Genomic DNA, 16,812 nt, shown 5'->3' on the forward strand with positions numbered 1-16,812 from the left:
GGCATTATGTCGGTCATGGCAGCAAAGTGCAATCTTTGTCGCCACAACCCTGTTGGGTAAAGGATGGTTGTTATTAGTTTGCTAATACAGCCTGCCACTGATTCACATTTTGCCGATGATAGCCCGCATAGCTATGCGGGCTCCGGTTGCTGTAACACCTGCGTGATGCCGACCAATATTGGCGCTGCATAATCAAAAAATGTCCGTAAACCGGGGCAGAGATAACTTAGCCCGAGTTCGCCATCTGGAGTTTTGAGTAAGCGGTTTTTCGGACATTCGCCCCAACACAGTTTCAGGTGCGGACACTGGCGACAATACTCCGGCAAACTGTCACGTTTTGACATGCCAAAGGCTTCCTGCCGAATGGAAAACGCCATATGGTTGAGTGGCTTATCATTGATATTGCCCAGTTGATATTCGGGATACACAAAATGATCGCATGAATAGACGTTGCCGTCGTGTTCGATAGCCAATGCCTTACCGCAGAACTCAGAGGTTACACAGGTTTGTGCCGGTTGCCCCATGGTTTGCGCCACCGCAGTTTCGAACAGATTGACCAATACCTGGCCTAAGTCGTGATTGACCCAATCTTCAAATACGCAGATCAAAAATTGTCCCCAATCGCGGGCATCCACTGACCAATCGGTAACCACTGACATCGGGTTCCCCGGTGCTGCGGCTGGGCTACCAATCACGGGCACTGAGCTTTCTGGCCAAAACTGTGGCGCGGTGTTTTGGTAGCTTTTGGGTTCAACACATGGAGTGAATTGGATATAGGTGGCACCGAGTTCGCGGGTGAGAAAGCGATACACTTCGATAGGATGTTTGGCGTTGTGGCGGTTTATCACCGTGAGCGCATTAAACGGGACTTGATGTTGGCGCAGGCGGGCGGCCGCTTGCATCACAGCATCAAAGGTGGGCTTGCCGCTGCGAGTAACCCGGTACTTGTCGTGCAATTCACGTGGGCCGTCGATCGACAAGCCAACTAAGAAGTTATGCTGTTTGAGAAAACGACACCAGTCATCGTTGATGAGCAAGCCATTGGTTTGCAGGTCGTTATGAATGGTTACGCCAGCGGGTTGATATTTTTGCTGTAGCGCGACGATTTTTTCAAAGTAGGGCAGCCCCAATAGCGTGGGTTCGCCACCTTGCCATGAGAACACAATCTCCGGCGTGTCGTGGCTTTCAATGTAACTGCGAATGTAGGTTTCCAGCGTGTCATCATCCATGACCGTCTGTTTGGGATGATCTAATAACTCCTGCTTATGCAGATAGAAACAGTATTGGCAGTCGATATTACATTTGGAGCCACCGGGCTTAGCCATCACGTGAAAATTACGTTGATAAGCCGGATGACCGTTGAGATCTCTGCTGGCGGTTTTTAGCGGAACTACGGCCAGTCGGGTAGTATCGCTGGTCTGCATGCGCCTCATATCCAATCCTTTGGTAAGAGAAAGATCTCATGCCACTAAGATGCACGAGATCTTTCAGAGGTTATAGCGGTTACTCTTGCATTTTACTCATCGCTTTTTCAATGGTTTTGGTCATATCAAACGATGTCCCACCTTGAGTAGGTGGATATTTGGTAAGAGATTCCACGTGTTGTTGTACGATCTCTTTCACTGGCGCCAGCATCCACGAGATTTTTTGGGTCAGATGGCCGTTGGCGTCCACGCTATCGTAGCTTTCAAACGGATCGGCCCGCAGGTTAAACACCCGTGGTTTGGCTAGTGGCAGTAAGTTGTCGTAGTAATGCTCGGCCACGGCAAAGTGGAATTTCCATGGTCCCATGCGTATCGCGGATAACTGGCCTTCGAAGTAGTACAGAATATGATCGCGGGCAGATGTATCGCTCTTACCTTCCCAGTAGGCAAGGTTGTCTACGCCATCGATATACTGTTTCTTCTCGTCCATCATCTCTTTTTTAACGTCTTTGACGCCAGCGGCATCAGCTAAGGTCACGAACAAGTCTTGGTGGCCCTGAATGCCGTTAAGTGTGCGACCTGCAGGGATCATCTTCGGCCAACGTACCATCATCGGCACCCGCACCCCGCCTTCATAGGTGGTCATCTTCTCACCGCGGAATGGTGTGGTTGCTCCGTGTGGCCATGAGGAGTGCTCTGGGCCGTTATCTGTGGTGTAAATGACAATTGTGTTTTCACTCAGCCCACGTTTTTTCAGCTCGTTGAGCAGAAAGCCGATGTCGTCATCATGTTGCATCATACCGCTGCCATGCACGTCATATTCGCTGCTGTACTTTTCAGCGGCATAACGCCATTTATCATTTAGGCGGGTGTATAGATGCATGCGGCTGGTGTTGATCCAGGTAAAGAACGGTTTGTCTTGTTTGAGCGATTGGTCAATAAACTTGAGCGCGGCAGGCAGCATTTCGGTGCGGTCAAAGTCTTTCATGCGTTCGCCGCCGAGCGGACCGGTATCAGTACATTTTTGTTTGCCGACGACACCAAAGCGCGGGTCAACCGTTTTGTCATCTTTATCGGTGGCGTAGCAATGCAGTACGCCGCGAGTACCAAATTTCTTTTGATAGGCTTCTACCGAGCCGGAATAGGCTTTGGCAAAGTTTTGATAGTCGCGTTGCTCATGTTCCTCTTGGGTGTTGAGGTGATAGAGGTTACCGAAAAACTCATCAAAACCATGCACCGTTGGCAGGGCAAAGTTATGGTCGCCTAAGTGATTCTTACCAAATTGCCCGGTGGCGTAGCCGACTTTTTTCAGCACTTCGGCTAGTGATGGCGATTCTTTTTTAATCCCCAAGGCACCGCCGGGCATGGCTACGGTAGTCATGCCTGAGCGAATCGGATACTGACCGGTGATAAACGCCGCGCGCCCCGCCGTTGAGCTGGGTTGGGCATAGTGGTCGGTAAATTTGATGCCTTCGTTGGCGATGCGGTCGATGTTGGGTGTGGTGTAGCCCATCGTCCCCATGCCGTAAGCACTAACGTTTTGCCAGCCAATGTCATCGCCAAAGATCACCACAATATTGGGTTGGTCGGTTTTGGCGAAGGCTGCGGTGGAGATAAGAGAACATACTAAAGACGCGAGCGGCGTTAACCGCCGAAGTGATGTGTGCATAACACGTTTCCTTGTGTCGATTCATTACAGTGTCTACACAAGTATGGACAACATTTTTCACTCGATATTAGCGTTACGCTAGATGTGTTTAAAAAAGCATCAAAACGTGATAATGATCACACTTTATCCAGCATTTCCAACGTCAGCGCGTCGTTTGGTCTGAGTTAATGTTTACCTCGCAGCTTTTCCTCGTAAGACAACAGCGGCGATTGATACTGGGGCTGCCATTTTTTACGCAGTAATTCATAGCCTTGGAATAGCAAAAATACACAGCCTGCGCCGATAATCGCCACCGCAAGCAGGAGTAATAAGACCCAACCTAAGCCTAATGTCAGCAGCAGTTTGCTTTGGATTAACCAGTAGAATATGCCGCCAAACACCACAGCCATGATGGCAAACATGGGTAATAAGCTGATGTACAAGGCGACAAATACCCAGCGGCCATGATGTTGGTACAGTTGGTGGATATCGATAATCGGCTCTCTGCCGGAGAGAGACAGTAATAACCACTGCTGCCGTTTGACCCGTTCACCGGTTTGTTGAAAGTGTTTGATATCGCGACAACGCACGACGCTGGCTTGCAGTGGTTTGCCAATGTAGCGGTGTAGCAAATCGTCACTTTCTGGCGGGGTAATCAGCCAATGATTGTCGATATAAAAGTGCTCGATGTTTTGTTGGCTTCCGCTCGGTAAGCTGGTGATTTCTGTTTGATGGCGCAATGTGCCACTCAAGTGCTGCACGTCGCTGTCGAATATGGTTTTGACGTCCAGACCGTGATTGATCCAACTCAGCAGAAATTTGAGTACCACCGCCAGCAGTAGGGTGAACGATAGCGCGATGACCCATTGCAGATCGCCCGACATGGCTTTGAGTATGGGGATGAGCAATATGACCAGCAAAAAGAGGTAGCTCAGTGTTTTCAGCAGATTGACTTCAAACTGCCTGATGCGCCGAATGCGCTTGAGATAAAGCTGTTCAAACTCGCTGACGTTGCGAGATGCCGTAGTGGTTGATTCCATAACAAGCTAATTAACCATGTTTGAATGAAAAGAATGTGGCTTAGCAGCCTAGCCGCGCATTAAGGCCACCCAATAGTTGGGGGTATTCGGTGCCAGCAGTCGCGCTGCTTGGTCAAGTGCATCCATATCACTGTCAAATAATGCACTCGCGATCAGTTTGCCGATGGTGTGCTGTTTTAGCTCATCAGTTAACGCCTGATAACCTATGTCGGGGGTTACGGTGTTGAGCCGAGCGTATAGCAATGCATCTATCAATTGCACCGTTTGCTGGCGGGTTAACTTTAGCTCATGCTCAATGTTGGGTAGTGGTTTAAGGCAATGGTCTTCGCGTTTATTTTTTCGGCTCATGTTTCCCTCACGATGCCGCGGGCCAATTGGTCCACATATTTAAGTAAACTGGGCAGCCGATGCTTGCCATGCATGGATAATACCCATTGTTTAGCTTGGGGTAACGCTACGCCAATGCTGCTGACGTAAAGCGGATTTTGGCTGTTGCCACGAAAAATCTCGGCTGTGGCTGGCGTGCCAATAAACGGCTTTTTCGCTACACCTATCACTGGTATTTGTTGTGCTACTGCCTGATACAGGTGCCAGCCTAAGCCCGGCTTTGCTGCTTCACCAAGGGTGACATAACCATCTACCACAATCAGCTTCGGCGGCTGTTTCAGTTCGGCAAGTAACGCCACAATACACGGCAGTTCACGTTGGTAAAACTGTCCGGGCACGTAGGGCGCTACGTCATCTATCTGTTTGACGAATGTGTGGCTAGGCGTCGCATCATCCCAACGGTTAAACAGAATGCCGGCAGCGGTGGCGCTAGTATTTATCGCGCCAGTGACTGCGGCATGGTGCTCAACATATTGGCAATCTACAGCGAATATCAAAGTGTTATGACTCCTGTTGTTGCAGCACAGTCCCGACTGTTCGCCGTTAACCTGCAGCTATTCGTTGCCACATCATTCATGGTTGCTCCAACACGATAAACGGAAATTGCTGACAAAACCGCGCCAGTAGCTGCGGCGACTGTTGCAGCGCTTTGGCGGCCTGAGCGGGCGATGGCGATTGTTCAAAGCGATTGATATCACGCAGATCGGCAATGCCTGCTAAGGCTTGTTGTTCTACATGGGTCAGTTCCGCTGTGATGACGTCGGTCAGTGAGCACTCCAGCTGCGCCAATGAACCATCAAATGTCAGCAATTCCAGTAAATAGTCTGGCGGATTGTCTAGCTCGGTAACGCGCCTTTCTGCCCACTGCTGCAATTCGGCAAGGCTAATGGCTTCGCTAAATGCCGCCGCCAGCGCCAATTCCAATTGGGCGGCGAGCGGGTATGGTTGCTGCTCACTCATCGGCTTAGTTACTTAAGCGTTGATAACGACTTGGCTGACCCTCTTCAGTAAATTCTGCACTACTATCGGTGAGTGATTGCAGTGTCAGTGTAAAGGGATTATCCATGGTGTCACTGCTGATAGTCAGCACACATTGCTCGTCCAATTGCCATTTTCCACTCAGCTCTGGCCGTTCATGCAGCCAAGATTGAAAACTGCCGTCAGCCTCAAGGGCGAATGTTTCAAAAAAGCCCGCTTGCTCGGTGGCAGTGTAAGCACCGACCAGTTGTTCGGCGCTCCATTGGCAGGCCATGGCGGGGCTGGCGAGCAGCGCCAGCGTGGTAAACCACTGCGCTTTAATCAAAATTTTTCTCATTACCAATCTCCTTAGGAAAACTCAAACGTGCTCAAGGCCATGTGGCTGATCGGATCATAAAACAGCAGGATGTCAGCCTCGACAAGGCCAATATCATCTGGTGTGTGATGCAGATAGTGGTAGCTTGTCACTCGGCCGATAAATACGAACGGGCGGCCATCGTCGGTCAACGGTAGCTCGATGGGCATCTCATCACCATCTTCATCTATCGCGCTGCCACATTGTTTGATGGGCAGGCTACTACAACTGCTCCAGTTGCCGAAAACGCTGTGACCCGCCAACTGACTGATTAACTCGACGCGATCACCATCTTGGTAATGACCTATCTTATTTGGTTTGGCCCAAGGATGATGCAGCGCGCCAGTCGCGAGCAAGTGAGCGCGGCGCTGTTGCAGTGCGGCGGCTAATGGCTGAAATCTTGGCTGACTAAGCGCGTATTCGGCTTGCAGTGGCAAGCTCATCTGATAGCGACCATCAACCACTTGGCAGGCGAGCCAGTAGTCGTGCTTGCTATAACTGTTCTGTGCGAGCTGATGAATTTGCTGTGCTTGTTCATCGACACTAATGCTGGTGGGCAGCAGAAAATGCACCGTGCCATGAAGGTCATCGAAAAACTGTTCTAACTGCACAGTGGCAAGCGGAATAAATTGCTCCGTATATTGTTCAGCCTGCTCGGTAAATACCTCGGTTGCCGCAGGGAACGGGATAAAACCGGGCTGGGCGGTAAAAAAGGTCAATCCATTAGCCATGAGATTTCCTATCATATGTTGCTGAACCGTGGTCAATCGACCCAATAAAACAGTGCATCGTATACGCTGCCAGTGCCAAACAGGTTCCATGTATAACCAACATCTGCGGCGTTAAACGGTAGCGGCTGCTGCGCGCTTGTTTGGTCGAGTAGGCGATAACCATACTGTTGCAGCCAATAGTTGATGGTAGCGAGTTCTTCCTGCCAATCCCCGCTCGGCAACTGGTTTAGTTGGGCAACGGGGACATGCCCGCGCCAACCTTGAATAGTGCCTGGCCTGCTTTGTTTAACGGCAACCTGCTCCGGGCCAAATACTGCGATGGGCGCTAGTCGGTTGATATACAAAGCAATTCCATCAATGGTGCGGCTTTCGCCATCAGCGAGCGCGGTGTGCAACGGTTGTTTGCTAATAAATAGATCAAAAAACGATGCGTAGCCCGAGCCGTATTCATCGGCATGCTGATACACCGCAAACTGATTTGATGCAGCAATCGCAGCACGCAGTTGGCAGGCATAGTTTTCTGCCGCTGCTTCATCGCCAGCGGCAAACGGGCCCAAATCGCCACGTGGTTGGCAGTCGATAATCGCCCGCAATGTCGCTTCATCAAAGGTCATTAATTGGCATCCCACAGGCAGTGCTTACGGCCATTGAGGCTAAACAGATAAACGCTGATATCGCCGCCTTCGGCCATCGAGTCAATTGGCGTGTCACTCATGCATTGCCATAGGTAATTGATATCGGTTACCGCCAAGGTCTCGGCGCTGAAACTACGTTTGAAGTCGTCGATATCATCAAAATCCGCTTGGCTGGCGATGCGTTCAAAACGCGGATATTCGCCATCGATACACGGCCAAAAGATGTCTTGCCAGCTCGGCAGTTTAGGCGTGCAGTAGCGAATGGTGTCGCGCGCCTCGATGTTATCGCTAAAGCTGGGTTGATTGGTTTCAATATCAAGGGCTTTTAGCTTGCCCGCTGCCAGACAAGCGGCGCAGATCGCCTCAATCTCGGCAATGCCGCTAAACAAGCTGGCATCAAATTCTGCCGCTGCCCCACAACAGTCACACGGCTGCGGTTCATCGAGCAGATAACTGAAATGATAAGGATCGGCAAAATAGGGGAATTGACTCATGTATGGCTCTCCTGTTGCTTCAGCCAAGTAACAACCTCGATTTTTAAATCATCGTCGCTGGCAACCTCGGCGGCCGTTAGGCCTTGATGGTTACGCAGGGTGGCATCGGCACCATAACTCACTAACAGTTTGACGCGGGCGAGAATGTCATCGGCGCGGCGCTGCTCGTAATTAACATAGTTTGCCGCCGCTAAGTGCAAGGCGCTGTTGCCATCGGCGTCGGTTTGGTTGAGATCTGGCCGCAGCAGATGCAGCGCTAATTGGAGTGCTGCCGGAGATTTTTCCAGCAAGCGCTGCATGGGGGTGGCTTGTGGTGACTGGCGGTAGCTATCGCGATTCGGCTGATAGAGATCTGGCATATCTTTGAGCAATAGTGCTAACAACTTGAGGTCGACATCCCCCGGGCCTTTCAAAAAGCGATACAGCAGTGTTTGTTGCTCACGATCAACGCTATCAAAATCAAACTGCAGGCCGTGTTGCTGCAACAGTTTGATGACCTCGGCATGATTGGCTGCCAAGGCGAGTGCTAGCAAGCTGGCATCATCGCGAAACAGTAGGTAGGTATCAGCGCCTAAATCGAGCAGTAACGCGACTTTATCGCAATCACCTTGTTTGACAGCCAGCGATAACGGCGTGTCACGCACCACATCGGCATGATCGATATTCAGCCCTTGAGCGAGAAAATAGGCCATATACGCGGCAAAACGGCCATCAGTCACCGCCACAGAACGCACGATTTGGCTGAGATAGTTGGACTGATCTCGCGCCAACGCCAATGGTGAGCAACCTGCTGCAATCAGCTGTTCGATCACCGTTAATGGCAGTTGGCGGCGAATCGCATCCCGCAGTAATTCACCATGGTCGCTGTCGAGTTGCGTCACGTTGGGCAGTAGCCCCGTGAGTAGTGCCAACGTTTGCTGTTGTTGCTCTATGTCGTTTTGCTGAGATTGGCGCTGTAATGCAGTAAAGAGGTGTTGTAGCAACTCTGGCGCGATGGCATAAGCGGGTGCTGTTGGCGCGGGCGTATCGAGTTCTAATGCCGCCAGCAACTCCGCCGGTAAGCTCGGCTCATCATTGCTATCGCCCTTGTTACTTGTGTGCTCGTTACTTTGATCTTTGCCTAATGACAGCGACACAATGCCGCGTTGTGCGAGCGTTATCAACAACTCTACCGCACACCAGTGACGGTGCAGGTTCTGCATAAAAAAGCTGTCGTGCAACGCTTGGCGAATGTCAGCATCGCTGCTGCTGGCCGCCAGCTCCGTGGCGAGTGGGTAATCTTCCGTTTTTAGTGCGTCAAGTAAACTCATGGCATCTCCTCGTCACACTAAACTGGCATCAAGCGTTAGCAGGGCGCTAGCGATATATTCGGTCAGCACCGCTTCAGCACTTTGGGCACTGCCAAATTCGTCATCGGCGTCACCATAAATGCGTTGATACAGCTCGCTGATATCGGCGCTGACCGTTACGCTGGTTTTCTGCGAGGCAAAATTCGTTGCGAGTAACATCATGATGATGTCGCGGTATTGGCTGCTGTCTTGCTGTTTATCATTGCTGCTCAACAGCGGATCACGCTTACCACTGAGCAAGGTTTCAAACTCTTTTAGAAAATCGCGGCCATCGCGTTCTTTGAGCACCAACGCCTGCAATGCTTTTAGCTGTTCCGCGCGAGATTGCTGCTGGTGAATGGCGGCGACGGCGCGGCGCACGCTATCACTGGGCGGCACTTGCGGAAATAGCATCGGTGCATAGCGCGCGGCATCGGCGGCTTTCCAATAGCCCTTTTTCATATCACGGGCGATCACCTCTAACAGCGGGCGTTCTTTTCTATCCATGAGCTTGCTCCTGCTTGTGTGCCAGTAGCATCTCGGTGATTTCGTTAAAGCCTTTGCGGTTGCTGTAGTCAATGGCTTGCTGTTCGGCTTTGTTGCTCAGGCTACTATCTGCGTGGCGGCGCAGCAGTTCTTGCACGATATCTTTTTTGCCAACCACGGCGGCGTAGTGCAGGGCGCTATTGCCAGCGGCATCCACCGCGTTGATGTCGGCGCCGCTGTCTAGCAGCAGTTTGACCATGCTCAAGTGGCCCTGTTTGCTGGCAACGTGCAGCAAGGTTTCGCCATCACAGCTCATGCTGGCATAGTTTTCTCGGCTTTGGTTGGCGAACTCAATCAAGCGTTCCAGATAGGATTGCAGCGCAAATTGGCTGCCGGTGCTCTTGGCATAATTCACCTCAACGCCGCTATCGATAAAGGCACTGACCACATCTTTTTGATTGTTGGCACAGGCGAGCCATACTGGCGACAGGCCATCGTTAGATTCAATCAGCGCATCGGCACCTTGCTCAAGCAGATATTTGACCAACATGTTGTTGCGCTTGATGCAGGCGGTAAACAGCGGCGTGTAACCGTCGTCATTGGCGGCGTTGATATCAGCGCCATGTGCTAACAGCAAACTCATTATTGGCTTGTTTACCTGCGCGGTGGCCAGCAATAGTGCGCTATTGCCTTCTTCATCACTTTGCGCCACATCCGCGCCGTGGGCGAGTAAGGTTTCTACCACATCACGTTTGCGGTTGTTGACCGCTAACAGCAGCGGGGTATTGGCGGCTTGGTTGGCTAAGTTGAGGTCCAGCCCTGCATCCAGCAGCGCGGGCAGCAGGTAATGTTGGCCGGTACTGGCGACTAAATGCAACAGGCTGTTGCCTTGGTTATCGCTGATATCAGGACGGGCCCCTGCCTCCAGCAAGTATTGTGCGGTTTGCTTTTGTCTGGCGGCAATGGCAAGCAGCAGTGGCGTTTGCCCTTGATGATCTTCGTAATCGATGGCGGCGCCTTTCTCTACCAGCGCGGTGACGATGTCCAAAAAGCCTTTGGCGGCGGCGTAGTGCAGCGCGGTGCGGCCATCTTCGTCGCTGTAACTTGGGTCGATATCACTGTCTTGAGCGAGTAGCAGTTGCGCTATGCGGCGGTTGCCTTCGGCGCAGGCGTGAATAAATGATGCTGACATGTACCAATTCCTTGTACGGTAAAGCGGATAGGGTGCAACTTGGTCATTAACAACACAGCGCGAAGCTGACCAAAGCGGCTGACATAATATGACAGTGAGAGGCAAAAAAATACGCTGTCGTGGCCGCAACCGCCAAATTTGACGACAACTGGCTAAGTTTTAAACGATAGTTTTCTAAGTTGTTACTCTGCTGTTGCGCAGCATTGGGGGACGGAATGACGGCAGGATGTAGTGCAATATACTGACATTAATGGGATTAAACGGTGCGAAAGCTATCCGCACCGTGTGTACTGTCATGGCGCTTAGCGGCGATCGAGTTGAGTGATCAATAGCGGGTTATGTTGCTGCTGTTCTGCTAACAAGGGGCGCGCATTTTTGTCGCTTAACACCCGTTCCAGTTCCGTCGCGGTGATGCCATAAAGTTGCAAAAATTCCACTCGACCATGCGGCGTATCGATGGCGTCGAGTTGCGGATCTTCAATCAGCACCAGCGAGGATAGCGCGGTATCTGAATCCACTTTAATCGGGCCTTGACCACTAATGTATTGGCCTGCTTCAAACCATTTGCCACTGTCAAAAATGTAACGTGCGAGGTTTTGCATTAAATTCATTGCCCAATATGGCTCATCTTCGCTCAGCGGTAAGCGCATGGTGAGTTCAAAGCCAAAGTTGCTGTATTCTTTATCTAACGCCTCTTCATCGTAATACAGGTTAGAAAAGCCGTAACTGACAAGGTGAAGATGATCTTCGTTGCGATACACACTAATACCATCGAGCGGATCTGGCCCGCCAAATTGGTATTTGATCAGCGTGCCGTAATGTTGCGGTTGTTGGCCCGGATAAAGGGCTTCGAGGGCATGGGTAATGGCATCCCAGCCCGGTGCATCATCTTCACTAAATTGCTGTTGATATTGCGCTAAATTCACAAAAACTCCTTATTGAGTGACGGGTGGGTTAGTTACCGTTAGGCAAGCTTCAGCGCTCGCAGTTCAGTCACTGGCACTAAACGGCGGTTGCTGCTGCTAATGTTGCCTTCTTGGCTCCATAGCGGCGGGTAAAAATGCAGTGCTTGTTCACAGCTAATATGACGATATTCATTGAGCAGGCTATCAATGCCTAAATCGGCATAAAATTGCAGTAGGTTTTCGCTCATTGACCATTGAAAGAAGTCACTAAAGGCCACTTCGAGTGGCTCCCAGTCGGTAGAGTCTGGCGATAAATAATAGAGCGCACCCACATCACTGCCCAGTGCGCCACCATTGATGGCAAAAAAGCCGCCGACGAGATCATCGGCAACCAGCAAGTAACCGCTGTTGTCACTATTCCAACTCACCACATCACGCGGCAGTTGTGCACTGCCTGAGCCTAAAAATCGCAGCCAGCCATCGGCAATCAACACGCCGCCCGTGTGATACACCAAGGCGCCGAGTACCGAGTGGGTAGTGATTTGCAGTTGCTGCAACTGGGCACCACTGTTAGCGGCCGCAGGCAGGAGGGTGACGGCAAGCTGAGCATCTTTTTGCCATGCTTGGATTTGAACGATGGCATCGTCCTGTGTATCTATCAGTTGTTCGAGGGACTTCATATAACCTGAACCTTGAGAAATTGTGCTGCTAGCGGACGGCTAACATGTGGGAAACGGATGATTATTCACGCAGCCAACCTTCACTGAAACGGCGGATACTCCGCGTCTCTCTGTTAGCATTGTGCGGCCAGCAACTACTGTAGCGCTCAGCAACTCGCACATCGCCAAATACGTTTTCGAGGGTACAGCGAATAATGCAGGCTTTGGACGTGGGCAGTTGCATAAAGCGATCGAGCAAGTGCGCGACGTTAGCGGGCGAGTGTTGTGGCAGTGGCACTGCAAATTCGACCTCAATCATGGCACCTTTAATCAGCAGCGACGGAATATCGAACTGCTGCAACGTATGCTCAAGTTTGCGAAACCAACACAGCAATAGTGGATGTAGCTCGGGACTATCGGGAATGATTTGGCATTGGTACAAATCTAAGCAGACGTTGGTGCTGCGCCGTTGCTGTGCTAATTGGTACAGCACTCCCAATGCCCAATAACCATCGGCATCGTTGTTGCGGGAGTTAAAGCTATCGCACAAGCTATGTGCCAGTTGCTTGAGTTTCTTTAACGGAAACTGGTGAGGGTTGTGGCTATGGAGCACAGTAACACTTCCTTGTGATAAATGCCGATATCGGCACGGTTAAGCTAAGTTTAGTTCTGGTTGCCATCCTTGTCGGCACAGCCAGCGGCTGGGTGGCCGCTATAGTAGCAAATTAGCATCAGCGCTGGCGGCAATTTACACGTGGTTAGCTGTCGCGCCTTAACAACTGCTACTTAAAAGTGAGTTTGCTGGCTGTGATAGCGAATGATTTTGCTAATCATGGTGTCACGTTCGGCATGGTGCTCGGCAATAATGTGATACAGCCATTCACCATCCGCTTGTAATAAGTGTTGTCGCCAGAAGTCCTCGGCCAGTATCTGTTCGACTGATAACCAACTTGCTCCACCGCGGTCGCCCATGCCGCCATGGATGTTTTCACCAAACAAAAAATAGGGATCGCGAAACGGATAGAGCATGACGAATAGCACATGGTGCTTGGCATCTTCTTTGGTGGGGGCAATATTTTTTTGCACCAAATAACAGTTCACGCGCTCAAGGTCTTCAGCGGATATTGACTGCGAGTGTTGATACAACTGCTCGGCGGATAAGGCCAGTTCACAGTCCCACAAATTCGTGTCACGCCACAACAGGGTTTGCCCTGGCACTTTGGGCCAATGTAGCTGGCTGGCGCTGATATCAACTCGTCGACGACGTTGCGGCAGCACCAGTAGATTAAAGCTGTCTTTAAAATACTCCCGCTCATCAAACCGTCTGATGTCGCCATTGCTAAACGCGATCACTAGCTCATTGCTATTAAAATAGAGTTGTTTGATTTCCATTATTTATCACTCCTTGGCTTGATAATGGTTAATTGTGAAAATGCCGCAGCTTACTTGGTTGACCGCATTGCGGTGAGACGTTGTTCGATTTTTTGTTTAGTCAGTGATGTGCTACATCATGGAAATCAGTCGCGTTAGTAAAACCCGCACTATAGCCAGTCGTGTAGATTTGTCGGCAATTATCGCACTTGATATACATAAGCCCTCTGGTCAAGCTCGCAGCTGTTGTAGCAATTGCGGTAAGTCACAATTAAGCGGACACAGGCCAAAGTCAAAATCGAAATACGCCACTTGGCCGGCATTTTCTGCACCGTAGCCAAGCACAATCAGTTGCTCATAATCGCTGCTGATGATCGGAAGATAGTGCACATGATAGAGAAACGGCGCAAAGCGCGCAGCAATAGTTGCCAGTTCATCCTGTAGAAACACTTCGGTAAACAGCAACTCTGTATCAGGAATGGTGGCTTGCAACTCCGCGAAATCAGCGACCTGTAGCGGTTTTGTGGGTTGCTGTGCGGCTTGCCACAGCGGTGTCAGCTGTTTTATCAGCGCGTCGTTAAGCGTGAACGCTAATGGCAAATAGACATCAAACTGCTGCAACACTTGGCGCTGGGCGACATCATCCAAAGCTAAGGTGAGCGAAAGCGGCGCATCGTCCTCGTTAAAATGCAGTGTCAGCCGTTGTTCATTGGCAGTAAACTCGCTGCCACAAAAGTGCAGCAAGCCCGCGCTAAGCCAACTGTTGCCGTGACTATCGCTAAAGCTTTGGGCAATGCAGTAAGCACTCCCTGGAATAAAATGCGCTACGGCAGCGTTAACGTCGCTAGCGGGGATGGCGGGCAACTGTGCTGCTTGGGGTTCAGTGCTGGGCATTCTGGCTCCAAATCAGATAGGGCGCTTCATTCGCTGTGACGGCTTTGGCGCGTTGTTGCCAGTCATTATTTGGTAAAAATAGATATTCGCTGATCGCGGCTAGTGCCTTATCAAACCCCGGCCAAGTCGCGTTAACAATCAAATTAGCGCCATGTTTGGTGGTCAGTTCCAGTTCGAGCTGTGGCCCGATTTCTGGATAGTTCAGCGTGTAACCCCACACTTGATACAGGTCGGCCCATGCAATGCCATATGGCTGCGCGCCCATACACCAGATGCCTGAGGCATCGACAAACAATTCCGTTTTGCTCATCATTCTACTCGCTACTCGCTACTCGCTACTCGCTACTCGCTACTCGCTACTCGCTACTCGCTACTCGCTACTCGCTACTCGACACTCGACACTCGACACTCGACACTCGACACTCGCCGTTCGTGACTCGTGATTCCTACTCCTCTACCACCGGACAACCGTCCGCCAGCCACTGGCTAAAGCTGTGCGCCACCAATTCCGCATACTGTGGGTCCATCGAACCATGGTCAACACGGTAGACCATAGGATCGGCCGCTGTTAACGATAGGATAAATGCCATACCGCCACCATCATCGCCGATGTTAATAAAGCCGGGCGCGTAGGTTTTGGTTTCATAGCAATGGTTACGTTCGATAACGTTGCTGGCGTTGTAGAGCAAAATATCGTCGTTAGGGCTGCTGCTATTGCTTGCGAGAAATGTACGGTAGCTGGCTGGCAGTAGGTGCTCAAAGTAGCGCTCGATAAGGGTTAGTTGCTGCATGCTGCCTCTTGGTATTGCGGACGGTTGGATTGATATCCCATTGTTCGCAGCTGTGTTTGTAGCAGACGGTTCTGCTTGACACTGCTGGTGCTAAAGTCGAACTGGCGTAGTGATGGCGGTAAGGCTGCCATCAGGTCGGTTAACTCAAGCTGACTGGTATCGATATCCAGTGCAGTTAACGCGGATAACTGGGACAGACCGTTGATGGCTTGTAACTGTTTAACATTCCACAGCCGCATTGCTGTCAGCGTGTGATTAGGTTGGCTGAAGCTAAGTTGACTGAGCTTGGCTTGGTCTTCAATTTTGAGTTGTTGCAGTTGGCTAAAGCGGCTTAAATCGCCCACATCGGTTAACTGTTTTATGCGGACAAGTTCAAGCTGTTGTAGCGCTGGCAGGGTGATTTCGGCGACGGAATCGCGACTGCCAAGCATCAGCCACAGCGATTGCAAGCTGTTGAGAGCATTGATAAACGCCAATGATTGCTTATTGCCAATGCCGCTGAGCGCCAACGACTGCAACTGCGGCAATTGGCTAATTGCGTCAATATTTTTGCTGTGGCCTTGAATGAATAACTGCTTGAGCTGGTCGCACTGGTCGATGAAGGCTAAATCAATATTACGCTGGCGATTCTCCGTCAGCGACAACGATGTGAGTTGGCTCAGATTGAGGCGGTTAAGCAGTTCGTGCTGGTCAAAATGATAGATGCCCAGCCGTAACTTAGTCAGCTTTGATAGCTGCTGCAGTTGCTCCAACTGAGTCGCTTGTTGCAAGCAATCTAGCGACAGGTTGGCGACATCAGGTAAGTGTTGTAACAGGCGGCCATCAAAGCCCTGTGGTTGCCGATAGAAACCATAAAAACGGATTTCAAGTTGTACACCAAAGCGTTGGCAGAGCTGATTGACCTGCGCTAACAGTGCATTGCTGCTTGGCGCTTCGCTGAACTGAATAATGGGGGTGATATTGGCGTTAATCAATGCCGCGACGTCGTCCGGGTTAACGCTGACCGGGTCGCTTATTCGTTGGGTTTGCATCCATGTCCCTAAATGTTTGACCGCTGATTACTCGCGTTGGCTGCGGTAAAAAGTGGTCTCGCCGTGGTGAAATACGGCGTCAAAATCCATTGTTATTCTTGGTGCTACTTACGCGATGTGGTGGTTAAACGGCGCGTTTTCAATACCACAGCCTAATTTGAGTCTGACCAGTGTGGCTGACTGTTCGGTGCGCAGGGCCGCTATTGTATAAGAGTGGCTAACGACTGCAACCCTAAGGGCGGTTTATCTTTGCTGGTTGTTTTTGCCGCTGCCCGAAGGGTTCATTTAAACGCCTCCTAAACCTTGTTGACCCCAGCTTGCTTAGTTGACTATGCGTCGCTAATTTGAACAAAAAATCAGGCATGAAAAGTCCACAGCCCTTAGCTAACTTGATTGACTTTTGGCCTCGATATCGGCACTCTGTGGCCGTTTTTAGTCATGGATGAGCCGCTTTCTCTGCGCT

21 protein-coding genes are annotated in these 16,812 nt (G+C 50.9%); all 21 read right to left on the reverse strand.

What is annotated here, in order from left to right:
- Positions 1 to 131: 131 nt before the first annotated feature.
- Positions 132 to 1,424, reverse strand: a complete 1,293-nt coding sequence (locus L9G74_RS01750; protein WP_238894555.1) for an anaerobic sulfatase maturase — start codon at positions 1,422 to 1,424, stop codon at positions 132 to 134.
- A 79-nt stretch (positions 1,425 to 1,503) separates the two neighbouring features.
- Positions 1,504 to 3,093 (reverse strand): arylsulfatase, encoded by a 1,590-nt coding sequence (locus L9G74_RS01755; protein ID WP_238894556.1) that lies wholly within the window; start codon positions 3,091 to 3,093, stop codon positions 1,504 to 1,506.
- A gap of 164 nt (positions 3,094 to 3,257) precedes the next feature.
- Complete coding sequence (locus L9G74_RS01760) at positions 3,258 to 4,112, reverse strand: 6TM ABC transporter family protein (protein WP_238894557.1); 855 nt, start codon at positions 4,110 to 4,112, stop codon at positions 3,258 to 3,260.
- Positions 4,113 to 4,160: 48 nt separating this feature from the next.
- Positions 4,161 to 4,460: a hypothetical protein gene (locus L9G74_RS01765; protein ID WP_238894558.1), complete on the reverse strand. Its 300-nt coding sequence runs from the start codon at positions 4,458 to 4,460 to the stop codon at positions 4,161 to 4,163.
- Positions 4,457 to 4,996, reverse strand: a complete 540-nt coding sequence (locus L9G74_RS01770; protein ID WP_238894559.1) for an endonuclease V — start codon at positions 4,994 to 4,996, stop codon at positions 4,457 to 4,459. The genes L9G74_RS01765 and L9G74_RS01770 overlap by 4 nt, the downstream gene beginning before the upstream one ends.
- A 76-nt stretch (positions 4,997 to 5,072) precedes the next feature.
- A complete protein-coding gene (locus tag L9G74_RS01775; protein ID WP_238894560.1) occupies positions 5,073 to 5,459 on the reverse strand; it encodes a hypothetical protein in 387 nt (128 codons plus the stop codon).
- Between the two features lie 4 nt (positions 5,460 to 5,463).
- The gene (locus L9G74_RS01780) at positions 5,464 to 5,814 is read right to left on the reverse strand and encodes a hypothetical protein (RefSeq protein WP_238894561.1); all 351 of its coding nucleotides are present in this window, start codon (positions 5,812 to 5,814) and stop codon (positions 5,464 to 5,466) included.
- A gap of 11 nt (positions 5,815 to 5,825) precedes the next feature.
- Positions 5,826 to 6,563 carry a hypothetical protein gene (locus L9G74_RS01785; protein ID WP_238894562.1) on the reverse strand — a complete coding sequence of 246 codons (738 nt, stop codon included), beginning with the start codon at positions 6,561 to 6,563 and terminating at the stop codon, positions 5,826 to 5,828.
- Positions 6,564 to 6,595: 32 nt separating this feature from the next.
- A complete protein-coding gene (locus L9G74_RS01790) occupies positions 6,596 to 7,177 on the reverse strand; it encodes a hypothetical protein (RefSeq protein WP_238894563.1) in 582 nt (193 codons plus the stop codon).
- A complete protein-coding gene (locus tag L9G74_RS01795) occupies positions 7,177 to 7,692 on the reverse strand; it encodes a CbrC family protein (RefSeq protein WP_238894564.1) in 516 nt (171 codons plus the stop codon). The genes L9G74_RS01790 and L9G74_RS01795 overlap by 1 nt, the downstream gene beginning before the upstream one ends.
- Positions 7,689 to 9,002: an ankyrin repeat domain-containing protein gene (locus L9G74_RS01800; protein ID WP_238894565.1), complete on the reverse strand. Its 1,314-nt coding sequence runs from the start codon at positions 9,000 to 9,002 to the stop codon at positions 7,689 to 7,691. The genes L9G74_RS01795 and L9G74_RS01800 overlap by 4 nt, the downstream gene beginning before the upstream one ends.
- Positions 9,003 to 9,014: 12 nt before the next feature.
- Positions 9,015 to 9,527: a hypothetical protein gene (locus L9G74_RS01805; protein WP_238894566.1), complete on the reverse strand. Its 513-nt coding sequence runs from the start codon at positions 9,525 to 9,527 to the stop codon at positions 9,015 to 9,017.
- Positions 9,520 to 10,698, reverse strand: a complete 1,179-nt coding sequence (locus tag L9G74_RS01810; RefSeq protein WP_238894567.1) for an ankyrin repeat domain-containing protein — start codon at positions 10,696 to 10,698, stop codon at positions 9,520 to 9,522. Before L9G74_RS01810 ends, L9G74_RS01805 begins: the two co-directional genes overlap by 8 nt.
- A gap of 302 nt (positions 10,699 to 11,000) precedes the next feature.
- Entirely contained in the window at positions 11,001 to 11,624 is a 624-nt protein-coding gene (locus L9G74_RS01815) for a suppressor of fused domain protein (protein WP_238894568.1), read from the reverse strand.
- Positions 11,625 to 11,662: 38 nt separating this feature from the next.
- Positions 11,663 to 12,283, reverse strand: coding sequence for a DUF2625 family protein (locus L9G74_RS01820; RefSeq protein ID WP_238894569.1), 621 nt, complete (start codon positions 12,281 to 12,283; stop codon positions 11,663 to 11,665).
- 61 nt (positions 12,284 to 12,344) lie between these two features.
- Entirely contained in the window at positions 12,345 to 12,875 is a 531-nt protein-coding gene (locus L9G74_RS01825; protein WP_238894570.1) for a hypothetical protein, read from the reverse strand.
- Between the two features lie 173 nt (positions 12,876 to 13,048).
- The gene (locus L9G74_RS01830) at positions 13,049 to 13,654 is read right to left on the reverse strand and encodes a hypothetical protein (RefSeq protein WP_238894571.1); all 606 of its coding nucleotides are present in this window, start codon (positions 13,652 to 13,654) and stop codon (positions 13,049 to 13,051) included.
- 210 nt (positions 13,655 to 13,864) lie between these two features.
- Positions 13,865 to 14,527 carry a hypothetical protein gene (locus L9G74_RS01835; RefSeq protein WP_238894572.1) on the reverse strand — a complete coding sequence of 221 codons (663 nt, stop codon included), beginning with the start codon at positions 14,525 to 14,527 and terminating at the stop codon, positions 13,865 to 13,867.
- On the reverse strand, positions 14,514 to 14,840 hold the full coding sequence (locus L9G74_RS01840; protein ID WP_238894573.1) for a hypothetical protein: 327 nt from the start codon (positions 14,838 to 14,840) through the stop codon (positions 14,514 to 14,516). Before L9G74_RS01840 ends, L9G74_RS01835 begins: the two co-directional genes overlap by 14 nt.
- A gap of 133 nt (positions 14,841 to 14,973) precedes the next feature.
- Positions 14,974 to 15,318 (reverse strand): SMI1/KNR4 family protein, encoded by a 345-nt coding sequence (locus tag L9G74_RS01845; RefSeq protein ID WP_238894574.1) that lies wholly within the window; start codon positions 15,316 to 15,318, stop codon positions 14,974 to 14,976.
- On the reverse strand, positions 15,306 to 16,349 hold the full coding sequence (locus tag L9G74_RS01850) for a leucine-rich repeat domain-containing protein (RefSeq protein ID WP_238894575.1): 1,044 nt from the start codon (positions 16,347 to 16,349) through the stop codon (positions 15,306 to 15,308). The genes L9G74_RS01845 and L9G74_RS01850 overlap by 13 nt, the downstream gene beginning before the upstream one ends.
- Positions 16,350 to 16,812 lie beyond the last annotated feature (463 nt).

The organism is Shewanella electrica (genome assembly GCF_022321485.1).
GTDB lineage: Bacteria > Pseudomonadota > Gammaproteobacteria > Enterobacterales > Shewanellaceae > Shewanella > Shewanella electrica.

What these genes read in the sequence shown, in the direction of transcription:
- L9G74_RS01750 (WP_238894555.1), bottom strand. Translation starts at nt 1,424, where the DNA reads ATGCAGACCAGCGATACTACCCGACTGGCCGTAGTTCCGCTAAAAACC.
- L9G74_RS01755 (WP_238894556.1), bottom strand. Translation starts at nt 3,093, where the DNA reads ATGCACACATCACTTCGGCGGTTAACGCCGCTCGCGTCTTTAGTATGT.
- L9G74_RS01760 (WP_238894557.1), bottom strand. Translation starts at nt 4,112, where the DNA reads ATGGAATCAACCACTACGGCATCTCGCAACGTCAGCGAGTTTGAACAG.
- L9G74_RS01765 (WP_238894558.1), bottom strand. Translation starts at nt 4,460, where the DNA reads ATGAGCCGAAAAAATAAACGCGAAGACCATTGCCTTAAACCACTACCC.
- L9G74_RS01775 (WP_238894560.1), bottom strand. Translation starts at nt 5,459, where the DNA reads ATGAGTGAGCAGCAACCATACCCGCTCGCCGCCCAATTGGAATTGGCG.
- L9G74_RS01780 (WP_238894561.1), bottom strand. Translation starts at nt 5,814, where the DNA reads ATGAGAAAAATTTTGATTAAAGCGCAGTGGTTTACCACGCTGGCGCTG.
- L9G74_RS01785 (WP_238894562.1), bottom strand. Translation starts at nt 6,563, where the DNA reads ATGGCTAATGGATTGACCTTTTTTACCGCCCAGCCCGGTTTTATCCCG.
- L9G74_RS01790 (WP_238894563.1), bottom strand. Translation starts at nt 7,177, where the DNA reads ATGACCTTTGATGAAGCGACATTGCGGGCGATTATCGACTGCCAACCA.
- L9G74_RS01795 (WP_238894564.1), bottom strand. Translation starts at nt 7,692, where the DNA reads ATGAGTCAATTCCCCTATTTTGCCGATCCTTATCATTTCAGTTATCTG.
- L9G74_RS01800 (WP_238894565.1), bottom strand. Translation starts at nt 9,002, where the DNA reads ATGAGTTTACTTGACGCACTAAAAACGGAAGATTACCCACTCGCCACG.
- L9G74_RS01805 (WP_238894566.1), bottom strand. Translation starts at nt 9,527, where the DNA reads ATGGATAGAAAAGAACGCCCGCTGTTAGAGGTGATCGCCCGTGATATG.
- L9G74_RS01810 (WP_238894567.1), bottom strand. Translation starts at nt 10,698, where the DNA reads ATGTCAGCATCATTTATTCACGCCTGCGCCGAAGGCAACCGCCGCATA.
- L9G74_RS01820 (WP_238894569.1), bottom strand. Translation starts at nt 12,283, where the DNA reads ATGAAGTCCCTCGAACAACTGATAGATACACAGGACGATGCCATCGTT.
- L9G74_RS01830 (WP_238894571.1), bottom strand. Translation starts at nt 13,654, where the DNA reads ATGGAAATCAAACAACTCTATTTTAATAGCAATGAGCTAGTGATCGCG.
- L9G74_RS01835 (WP_238894572.1), bottom strand. Translation starts at nt 14,527, where the DNA reads ATGCCCAGCACTGAACCCCAAGCAGCACAGTTGCCCGCCATCCCCGCT.
- L9G74_RS01840 (WP_238894573.1), bottom strand. Translation starts at nt 14,840, where the DNA reads ATGATGAGCAAAACGGAATTGTTTGTCGATGCCTCAGGCATCTGGTGT.
- L9G74_RS01845 (WP_238894574.1), bottom strand. Translation starts at nt 15,318, where the DNA reads ATGCAGCAACTAACCCTTATCGAGCGCTACTTTGAGCACCTACTGCCA.
- L9G74_RS01850 (WP_238894575.1), bottom strand. Translation starts at nt 16,349, where the DNA reads ATGCAAACCCAACGAATAAGCGACCCGGTCAGCGTTAACCCGGACGAC.